This is a genomic window from Streptomyces sp. P5F9, assembly GCF_057961495.1.
Genome location: NZ_JBXVPZ010000073.1, coordinates 20848 through 29659, shown reverse-complemented (window position 1 = coordinate 29659; position 8812 = coordinate 20848). Strand labels below are relative to the sequence as shown.

Sequence of the window (8812 nt, the reverse complement as noted above, 5' to 3'; positions counted from 1 at the left end):
AGGTGCCGGAGCCGCGGGGGCGCCGAACGCGGGCGGGGCGAAGCCGGGTGCGGCACCGGACTGCGGCGGCGCGGGCTGCGCCTGCTGCGGCTCGGGCGTCTCCTCTTCGGCCACCTCGCCGCCGAAGTTCTTCAACAGCGCTTCGAGGCCGCCGTCGAAGCCCTGGCCGACGGCCGCGAACCGCCAGACATCCTTCAGGTAGAAGTCACCCAGCATCACGGCCCGCTCGGTGGTGAACTCCGAACCGTTGAACGAGTAGCGGGCCACCTCCTCGCCGCCCGCGACGATCCGGACGTACCCGGGGGCGATCTGCGACATCTGCCCGGCGCCGTCGAGCGTCGCCGTGAACGCCAGCTTGTGGATCTGCGGCGGGATCTTGTCGAGCGTGACCCGGAAGGACTCCGAGTCGCCCGCCTGGGCACCCAGGAGCTGGATGGACTCCTCGGGGGACTTCGGCTGGTTGAAGAACACGAAGTACCGGTCGTCCGAGAGCCGCTCCTCGGCGTCGAGGCCGAAGCAGCTGATGTCGAACGTCAGTCCGGGGCCCGTGATCTGCACACCTACGTACAGATCCGTGCCCGCGGTGAGGTCACTGATCTTGGCCTTGTGGCCGCGTTGGAATTCCCTGGCCATGCGTAACGACCGTCCCCCATCCCGATGCAAGTGAGTCGCGCCAGGCTAACGGCAATCACTGACACCGGAGGAAGTCGGTACAGACCCGGTACACAATCCCCCACAAGAGGGCCTCACTCGTCGCGGGCGCCCGGCGGATGGGGCAGCCGCTCGGCCGCGACCACGCCTTCGAGGTAGCCCTTGGCCCGCTCGGTGCGCGGATACGCCTCCAGGAGCCGCCAGAAACGCGGCCCGTGTCCGGGCACCAGGAGATGCGCCAGCTCGTGCAGCAGCACGTAGTCGACGACGTACTCGGGCATGCCCTGCAGCCGGTGGGAGAGGCGGATGCTGCCCTCGGAGGGCGTGCAGGAGCCCCAGCGCGTGTTCTGGTTGGTCACCCAGCGCACGGAGGAGGGCCGGGCGCGGCCGTCGAAGTACTGGGCCGACAGACGCTCGGCGCGCTCGGACAGCTCGGCGTCACCGAGCACCCGTTTGCTCTCCTGGGCGGCCAGCTTGTCGAGCATGACGGTGACCCAGCGCTTCTCCTCCGCCTCGGACATGCGGGCGGGGATGAGCACGACGGTGCGATCGCCCTCGCGGTACGCGGAGACCGTTCTGCGCCGACGCGCACTCCTGCGGACCTCGATCGCGCTCGCCCCCGAGCCGCTTGGCGGCTGGCTCGTCGTACTGCGCTGTGGTTTTCCGGCGCTGTGCAGTGGGTCGGCGGGCACGCCACGACGTTACCCTCTGCACACGCGGGAAGTCCCGACTCCGGGGCGGTTTCGGTATCGATCCGCCACCAAGCGCTTGATTTGTACGACGAACCCCACAGCCTGTGGACAACTTTCTGCACCCGACGCCCGGGCCGGGCAGGCTGGCATCGCAGGCGGAGCACCGACCGATTCCGCCGGCACACGGGACGTACTTCCTAGGGCTACGGGGGCCTGTCATGCATCCGATGGTGAAGCCCGCGCTGCGGCGCGGCTGGCGCGATCTCCACACCGTGCAGTTCGGGATGACACCGGCGCACGCGATGACTTTGGGCCCGATGGACACGGCGACGAGCGGTTTCCTGGATCTGCTCAACGGCACGCGCGGACTGCCGCTCCTGCGCGAGGAGGGCGAGCGGATGGATCTGCCCGAGGGCCAGGTGGACCACTTGGTGGAGGGGCTGACCCGCGCGGGACTGCTCGACGACGCGAAGGGCGGCGGGCCCGCGGCCGATGCCCTCCGCGCGAAGAAGGACGTCCTCGACCGGCTGCGCCCGGACCTCGCGTCGCTCTCCCTGATCACCGGCGAGCCGGGCGAGTCGATGGGCCGTCTGGCGGCGCGTCGCGAACTGCGGGTACAGGTGAGAGGCGCGGGCCGGGTGGGCGCGGTGCTGGCCGCGCTGTTGTCTGGCGCGGGCGTCGGCGAGGTCGACGTGCGCGACGGCGGTCGCACCGAGCCGTGGGACGTCGCACCGGGCGGGCTGCCCGCTGAGGCGGTCGGCGAGCGCCGGGACGAGGCGGCGCGCCGCGCGGTACGCCGGGCGGCACCGGACCGCCCGCCCCGCCGGACCTCGCAGGCCGTGGCGGAGGAGGGCGACCCCGGTTTCTCCCTCGTGATCCTCGCCCCGCGTGACGACGTCGCCGTCTATGCGCCCGACCCGGCCGCCGCCACCGGTCTGATCGTCTCGGGGACCCCCCACCTGTACGCCGGTGTCGTGGAGGGCACGGGAGTCGTGGGTCCGCTGGTCCTGCCCGGCGAGACGTCCTGCGCGGGCTGTCTGCACCACGCACGCACCGACCGTGATCCGACCTGGCCGCGTCTGGTCGCGCAGTGGCGCTCCGGCAGACAGCCCCAGGTGCGGCCCTGCGATCTGACGTTGGCCACGACCGTCGCCGGGCTGGCGGCCGCGCACGCGCTCGCCTTCCTGGACGGGCAGTCGCCGTCGAGCGCGGGCGCGCGGTGGGAGGTCTCGCTGCCCGGTCTGCACTGGCACGCGCGACCGGTCTGGGCGCATTCCGGCTGCCCGTGCGGAGCCTCGGAGAAGGGTACGAAGAAAGGTAAGGAGGGCCACACCTCTACGGACGAGGATCGACACGCGACAATGGCAGGGGACCGGCCGTCGAGGGATGTGCGCCGTAAGGCAGACTCGGCCCGGCCGGCCGGGACTTGGAGGGCGCATGTCTGATCTTCCCCGCAAGGCGGTCACCCGCACCGCCAAGCTCGCCGCGCTCCCGCTCGGCTTCGCCGGGAGAGCGACGTGGGGGCTCGGGAAACGGATCGTGGGCGAGTCCGCGGAGATCGTCGGCCGCGAGCTGCAACAGCGCACGGCGGAGCAGCTGTTCAAGGTGCTCGGCGAGCTCAAGGGCGGTGCGATGAAGTTCGGGCAGGCGCTGTCCGTCTTCGAGTCGGCGCTGCCCGAGGAGGTCGCCGGTCCCTACCGTGCCGCGCTGACCAAGCTCCAGGAGGCGGCACCGCCGATGCCGACACGCACCGTGCACGGTGTGCTGGCGGAGCGGCTCGGCGAGGACTGGCGTGAACTGTTCCTGGAGTTCGAGGACAAGCCCGCGGCGGCCGCGTCGATCGGCCAGGTGCACCGGGCGGTGTGGCACGACGGCCGCGAGGTCGCGGTCAAGGTGCAGTACCCGGGCGCCGGCGAGGCCCTCCTGTCCGACCTGACCCAACTGAGCCGATTCGCCCGCCTGTTGGGCCCGCTCATCCCCGGGATGGACATCAAGCCCCTCATCGCCGAGCTCCGCGACCGGGTCTCCGAGGAGCTGGACTACGGCCTGGAGGCGCAGGCCCAGCAGGCGCACGCGGAGGAGTTCGAGGGCGACCCGGACGTCGTGGTACCCGCCGTGGTCCACCAGTGCGACCAGGTGCTGGTCACGGAGTGGATCGACGGGATCCCGCTGTCGGAGGTGATCGCCGACGGCACCCAGGAGCAGCGCGACCGGGCTGGCCAACTCCTGGCCCGCTTCCTCTTCTCCGGCCCGGCCCGCACCGGTCTCCTCCACGCGGACCCGCATCCGGGCAACTTCCGTCTGCTGCCCGCCGATCCGGACAGCAAGGGCGACTGGCGTCTGGGTGTCCTGGACTTCGGCACGGTCGACCGCCTCCCCGGCGGTCTGCCGACGCCCATCGGCGACTCCCTGCGCATGACGCTCGACGGCGACGCCGAGGCGGTCTACGAACTGCTGCGCACGGAAGGCTTCGTCAAGGAGTCGATAGAGCTGGACCCCGACGCCGTCCTCGACTACCTCGTGCCGATCATCGAGCCGGCCCAGGTCGACGCGTTCACCTTCAGCCGCGGCTGGATGCGCAGCCAGGCGGCCCGTATCGCCGACCCCCGCTCTCCCGCCCACCAGTTGGGCAAGCAGCTCAATCTGCCTCCGGCGTACCTCCTGATACACCGGGTGACATTGAGCACAATCGGCGTCCTGTGCCAGTTGGGTGCGACGGTGCGGCTGCGCGATGAGCTGGAGGAGTGGCTGCCGGGGTTCGTTCCGGAGGACCCGGACGCATACGAGGAGTACCTGGACGAGGAGGAGCCCGCGGCGGAGGCGTGAGCGAGCCGCGGGTGGCGCTAGCGGGGCCGCTGACGGCGCGCGTGCGGCCTACCACCAGGCCGAGTCCAGCCGTCCCTCGATCGGCCTGAGGTTCTCCCGGGCACAGAGGTCACAGAAGTAGTGCCGGGTTCCGTTCTCCATGGAGCAGGTCCAGGTGGGCTGTGGGCCTTCGGGCCTGGTGCCGCAGCGGGCGCACACGAGGGGTTGGGGCTCCGCGGTGGAGGCGCCGGTGTCACTGCCTCCGGGAAGACTCGTCACGCGCCGACGATATCTCCGCGGCCGGGGATCGGCGGGCGGAACGCACCGCGGGGTCGGTCCGTTCGGACGGACCGACCCCGCGGGGGAGCTTTCGCCTCCCGAGATCGGGAGGCCACCGCTTCAGGTGTGATCGGTTACTGCATGACGGCCATGGCGAGCGCACGGCGGGCGCGCATCGAGGCGCGCTCGGCCCTGCGCTGCATCCGGCGAGCGGTCACCAGGCGTACGGCCCGGCGTTCCCGCTCGGCCTCGTGCAGGCGCTCGTGCATATGCGCACGAGCCAGGGCTTCTGGGATGAGTTGCATCTCTCGGGTCCTGTTCTGGCGCGACTCGGTCGCACCCGGGGTGGTGAAGTCTGGGATCGCGGAGCCCGCGGGCTCGCTGGGAGTGGACGGCTTCATCGGGGCCTGCTTCTTGGGGTCGTGCGTGAGGGGGCGGTCGATCGTTCCGAAGATGTTCATGCCGTGACCGGGTTCTTGCGCGGACGGCCACGCGGCCGCTTGCGGGCCACGACGACACCCTGGACAAAGAGCTCGCCACCCCAGACGCCCCAGGGCTCACGCCGCTCCTTGGCGCCGGCGAGGCAGGCCTCGATCAGCGGGCAGGTGCGGCAGAGGGACTTGGCGTACTCGACATCTGCCGGCGACTCGGCGAAGAAGACCTCCGGGTCGTAGGAACGGCAGGGGACGGGCACGCCCAGGTTCTCGATGGCGTCGTCGAGCGCGGTGAGCGTAGTGAGCGGAGTCAAGGTGGAGTCCTCCGTGAGGCCGGGCGGGGGGATCGTTTCGGAAGGCGGTACGGACGGGGCGTGCGCTTCGAGTTGCACGGTTGTTCTTCCTCGTCTGGTCGGTCCGGCCCTGTTGGGCCGGTTGTCGGCTTGGTACCGGGTTCTTTTCTTGTCCCGAGGCCCCTTCGCTCCGTCGTCCCCGTTCGGGGAAAACAGAAGGGCCGCGGATCCCGGATGGGGTTCCGCGGCCCTGAAGGCGCCGGCCTGATCGATCAGGCTGGATCACTCCAGGGTTCTGGCCCACGGAAGGCCCACATCTGGTGGTGCTGCGTCGTCTGCTTCCGGCTTCCGGCACCGGGTGCAAAGGCATAGGTCTGCGCCTGTGCCCCTACTGCTTCCAGTGCCTTGGTCGGTCGCTCATTGCGCTCACGGACGGGAAGGACCGCGAGAGACAGGGCGGACGCCGGGCGGGCGGCGGAAATGCCGGACAGACCGGTGTCCAGGTTCGAAACGCCGAGCATGCACAGGGAGACGACCGAGAGATCGGTCATTTTCACGGTGCTGGCGGAGCTGGTGTTGATGCTGATCACTGGAATCGCCTCCTCTCGGCGTCTCGGGGGACCGGGGGTGAGACCGGTCTTACGGATATGCAAGTACAGCACGGAATCAGGGCCTTCGAGAAGGCCCCCTGTTCCCGTGTCTAAGAACCTATGGGGATTGCTGGGGCATGCGCAAACTATTTTCTCGACGAGTTTGAATCAGTCCTCCGCGACACCCTCCGCAGGCTCCTGACCGCCGCAGATGGCGAGGACATCGGCCCCGTAGCGGTTGAGCTTGCGGACGCCGACGCCCGGGATCCGCGCGAGTTCGCCGTCGTCGTCGGGGACGGTCTCGGCGATCGCCATCAGCGTCTTGTCGGTGAAGACGCAGAAGGCGGGCTGACCGCTGCGCTGCGCCTGGACCTCCCGCCACTCGCGCAACCGCTCGTAGAGGCCCTCGTCCATGTCCGAGGGGCAGTCCTCGCAGCGCATCAGCTTCATCTCACCGGCCTCGGTGAGGGTGCGGCCGCAGACCCGGCAGCGGGCCACCGTGCGCTGCGTCCGGCGCGGCACGGCCTTGGGCGTCCCCGTGAAGCCGCGCTCGATGCCTCCGGGGGCGACCGTGCCGGGGCCGGCCGCACCGCCGGTCGAGCCGGGGCGCAGGCCGTTCAGGAAACGGCTGGGGCGGCGGCTGGGGCGGCCGCCGGGTGAGCGGGAGAGGGCCCAGGAGACGTGGAGCCGTTCTCGGGCGCGGGTGACGCCGACGTAGAGGAGGCGGCGCTCCTCCTCGATCTGTTCGTCGGTCTTCGCGTACGTGATGGGCATCATGCCCTCGGCGACGCCGACCAGGAAGACGACGTCCCACTCCAGGCCCTTGGCCGAGTGCAGGGAGGCGAGGGTGACGCCCTGGACGGTCGGGGCGTGCTGGGCGTTGGCCCGCTCGTCGAGTTCGGCGACCAGGTCGGCGAGGGTGGCTCCGGGTCTGGCCGCGGCGAAGTCCTGGGCGAGGTTGACCAGGGCAGCCAGCGACTCCCAGCGCTCTCTGACGGCGCCGGAGCCGGCCGGGGGCTCGGTGGTCCAGCCCTCGCCGGAGAGGACGGCACGGACCTGGGAGGGCAGGTCGATGACGTCGTCCAGGAGGGAGTCGTTGCCGCCGAAGCGGGCCGCGCCGCGCAGGGCGATGCCGGCCTTGCGGACCTCGGGGCGGTCGAAGAACCGCTCGGCGCCGCGCAGTTGGTAGGGCACTCCGGCGTCGGCGAGGGCCTGTTCGTAGGTCTCGGACTGGGAGTTCGTGCGGACCAGGATCGCGATCTCGCTCGCCGGGACGCCCGCGTCCATGAGGTCGCGGATGCGGCGGGCGGCGCCCTCGGCCTCGGCGGGCTCGTCGGTGTACTCGGCATAGACGGGCTCGGGGCCCGCGGCGCGCTGGGAGATCAGCTCCAGCCGGTGGTCGGCAGCCCGGCCGCGGGCCTGGGAGAGCAGGCCGTTGGCGAGGTGGACGACCTGGGGTGTGGAGCGGTAGTCGCGGACCAGCTTGACGACGGTGGCGCCGGGGTGGCGGGTGCGGAAGTCGAGCAGGTGGTCCGGCGTCGCTCCGGTGAAGGAGTAGATCGTCTGGCTGGCGTCGCCGACGACGCACAGGCTGTCGCGGTCGCCGAGCCACAGCTCCAGGAGGCGCTGCTGGAGCGGGCTGACGTCCTGGTACTCGTCGACCACGAAGTGCTGGTACTGCGAGCGGACCTGCTCGGCGATGTCGTGCCGGTCCTGGAGGACGGCGACGGTGAGCAGCAGGACGTCCTCGAAGTCGATGACCGCGCGGTCGCGCTTGACGTCCTCGTAGGTGGCGTAGAGCTGGGCGATCTCGGCGGGGGCGCGGGGGACGTCGCGGCCCGCCTTGGCCGCCGCGGCCGCGTAGTCGGAGGGCACTGTCTGGGTGACCTTGGACCACTCGATCTCGGCGGTGACGTCCCGCAGTTCGCCGCGGTCGAGGCGGATGCGGCAGGCGGCCGCCGCGTCGGCGACGAGCTGGATCTTGCGGTCGACGAGCCGGGGCATGCTGCCGCCGATCGCTTTCGGCCAGAAGTACTGGAGCTGGCGCAGCGCGGCCGAGTGGAACGTGCGTGCCTGGACTCCGGTGGTGCCGAGCTGGCGCAGCCGGCCGCGCATCTCGCCGGCGGCGCGGTTGGTGAAGGTGACGGCCAGCACGCTGGAGGACTGCAGCACGCCGGCGCGCACTCCGTAGGCGATCCGGTGGGTGATCGCCCGTGTCTTGCCCGTGCCGGCGCCCGCCAGCACGCACACCGGACCGCGCAGGGCGGTGGCCACCTCGCGTTGCTCGGGGTCGAGTCCTTCGAGCACCGCGTCGGCCGAGTCCGGTACCTGCGGGAAGAGGGAGGAGTGCGTTGCTGCTGTCACATGGCCATGCTGCCAGGTCGCCGGAGACGGGTGAGCCGGTTGTCCACAGGGAGGCACCCGCAGTCGTACTAATGCGGCAGGCGTCACGTGCCGCATGCCGCCCGTGGTGGGAATTGCGGCCGTGTCGCGTACGTTCCCTCCACTGCGAGGACACATCCCCCGAGCTGTTGAGGAGCGCGAGAGAATGTCGGGCACTGTGACGATGTACAGCACCACGTGGTGCGGTTACTGCCGTCGGCTGAAGAGCCAGATGGACCGCGAGGGAATCGCGTACAACGAGATCAACATCGAGCAGGACCCGGCTTCGGCGGCGTTCGTCGAGAAGGCGAATGGCGGGAATCAGACGGTGCCCACCGTTCTGGTGGTTCCCTCCCAGGGTGGCTCCGAGGTCGTCATGACGAACCCGAGCCTTGCCCAGGTGAAGCAGGCGCTCGGCGCCTGAACGACAGTCGGCGCACACAGCTCCGAAGAGGGCGGCCCCTGATGTCAGGGGCCGCCCTCTTTGTCGTCCTCCTCACGGGCAGGCCGCAGCCACACGAAGCCGTACGTGCCTTCGGCGAGTGAGGTGCCGTCGAGGAAATGGGCCTCTACGAAGGTGACGTTTCCCGGCTGCGCGTCCGCGCGGGCGAGCCGGATCATCTGCGGCGCGCGGTCCACACCCGTAGCCGATCCGCACCCCCCTTATCCGCTTATCCGCGCCCCGT

11 protein-coding genes are annotated in these 8812 nt (G+C 70.6%); 3 read left to right on the top strand and 8 right to left on the bottom strand.

All coding sequences use genetic code 11. From position 1 onward, the window contains the following. Both AC31A1_RS15080 and AC31A1_RS15075 read right to left on the bottom strand, forming a co-directional pair. Window positions 1-633 (bottom strand): TerD family protein (locus tag AC31A1_RS15080; protein ID WP_489653798.1); only part of this gene is annotated, 633 nt, incomplete at its 3' end. Between the two features lie 113 nt (window positions 634-746). Beyond that, a complete protein-coding gene (locus tag AC31A1_RS15075) occupies window positions 747-1343 on the bottom strand; it encodes a M48 metallopeptidase family protein (protein ID WP_365608277.1) in 597 nt (198 codons plus the stop codon). 218 nt (window positions 1344-1561) lie between these two features. On the opposite strand from AC31A1_RS15075, the gene AC31A1_RS15070 reads away from it, so the two are divergent. Continuing rightward, the gene (locus AC31A1_RS15070; protein WP_489653797.1) at window positions 1562-2788 is read left to right on the top strand and encodes a TOMM precursor leader peptide-binding protein; all 1227 of its coding nucleotides are present in this window, start codon (window positions 1562-1564) and stop codon (window positions 2786-2788) included. Further along, on the top strand, window positions 2781-4169 hold the full coding sequence (locus AC31A1_RS15065; protein WP_489653796.1) for an ABC1 kinase family protein: 1389 nt from the start codon (window positions 2781-2783) through the stop codon (window positions 4167-4169). Before AC31A1_RS15070 ends, AC31A1_RS15065 begins: the two co-directional genes overlap by 8 nt. 48 nt (window positions 4170-4217) lie before the next feature. Here AC31A1_RS15065 and AC31A1_RS15060 read toward each other — a convergent pair whose 3' ends face one another. The 5 genes from AC31A1_RS15060 to AC31A1_RS15040 all read right to left on the bottom strand — a co-directional run bounded on the left by AC31A1_RS15060 (window position 4218) and on the right by AC31A1_RS15040 (window position 8204). Beyond that, window positions 4218-4427, bottom strand: coding sequence for a hypothetical protein (locus AC31A1_RS15060; protein WP_489653795.1), 210 nt, complete (start codon window positions 4425-4427; stop codon window positions 4218-4220). Window positions 4428-4561: 134 nt separating this feature from the next. Then, on the bottom strand, window positions 4562-4888 hold the full coding sequence (locus AC31A1_RS15055) for a hypothetical protein (RefSeq protein WP_366489738.1): 327 nt from the start codon (window positions 4886-4888) through the stop codon (window positions 4562-4564). Continuing rightward, window positions 4885-5253 (bottom strand): WhiB family transcriptional regulator, encoded by a 369-nt coding sequence (locus AC31A1_RS15050; RefSeq protein WP_019058340.1) that lies wholly within the window; start codon window positions 5251-5253, stop codon window positions 4885-4887. Before AC31A1_RS15050 ends, AC31A1_RS15055 begins: the two co-directional genes overlap by 4 nt. Window positions 5254-5426: 173 nt before the next feature. Continuing rightward, window positions 5427-5744, bottom strand: a complete 318-nt coding sequence (locus tag AC31A1_RS15045) for a hypothetical protein (protein WP_489653794.1) — start codon at window positions 5742-5744, stop codon at window positions 5427-5429. Window positions 5745-5912: 168 nt separating this feature from the next. After that, on the bottom strand, window positions 5913-8204 hold the full coding sequence (locus AC31A1_RS15040) for an ATP-dependent DNA helicase UvrD2 (protein WP_489653793.1): 2292 nt from the start codon (window positions 8202-8204) through the stop codon (window positions 5913-5915). Between the two features lie 88 nt (window positions 8205-8292). Between AC31A1_RS15040 and AC31A1_RS15035 the strand changes: the two genes are divergently transcribed. Next, window positions 8293-8550 carry a mycoredoxin gene (locus AC31A1_RS15035; RefSeq protein WP_318018708.1) on the top strand — a complete coding sequence of 86 codons (258 nt, stop codon included), beginning with the start codon at window positions 8293-8295 and terminating at the stop codon, window positions 8548-8550. 44 nt (window positions 8551-8594) lie between these two features. Here AC31A1_RS15035 and AC31A1_RS15030 read toward each other — a convergent pair whose 3' ends face one another. After that, on the bottom strand, window positions 8595-8765 hold the full coding sequence (locus AC31A1_RS15030; RefSeq protein ID WP_489653792.1) for a hypothetical protein: 171 nt from the start codon (window positions 8763-8765) through the stop codon (window positions 8595-8597). Window positions 8766-8812 lie beyond the last annotated feature (47 nt).

Bases quoted from the DNA above. Each gene is read 5' to 3' on its own strand.
- AC31A1_RS15040 (WP_489653793.1), bottom strand. From the start codon at position 8,204: ATGCGGCACGTGACGCCTGCCGCATTAGTACGACTGCGGGTGCCTCCC.
- AC31A1_RS15070 (WP_489653797.1), top strand. From the start codon at position 1,562: ATGCATCCGATGGTGAAGCCCGCGCTGCGGCGCGGCTGGCGCGATCTC.
- AC31A1_RS15055 (WP_366489738.1), bottom strand. From the start codon at position 4,888: ATGAACATCTTCGGAACGATCGACCGCCCCCTCACGCACGACCCCAAG.
- AC31A1_RS15035 (WP_318018708.1), top strand. From the start codon at position 8,293: ATGTCGGGCACTGTGACGATGTACAGCACCACGTGGTGCGGTTACTGC.
- AC31A1_RS15065 (WP_489653796.1), top strand. From the start codon at position 2,781: ATGTCTGATCTTCCCCGCAAGGCGGTCACCCGCACCGCCAAGCTCGCC.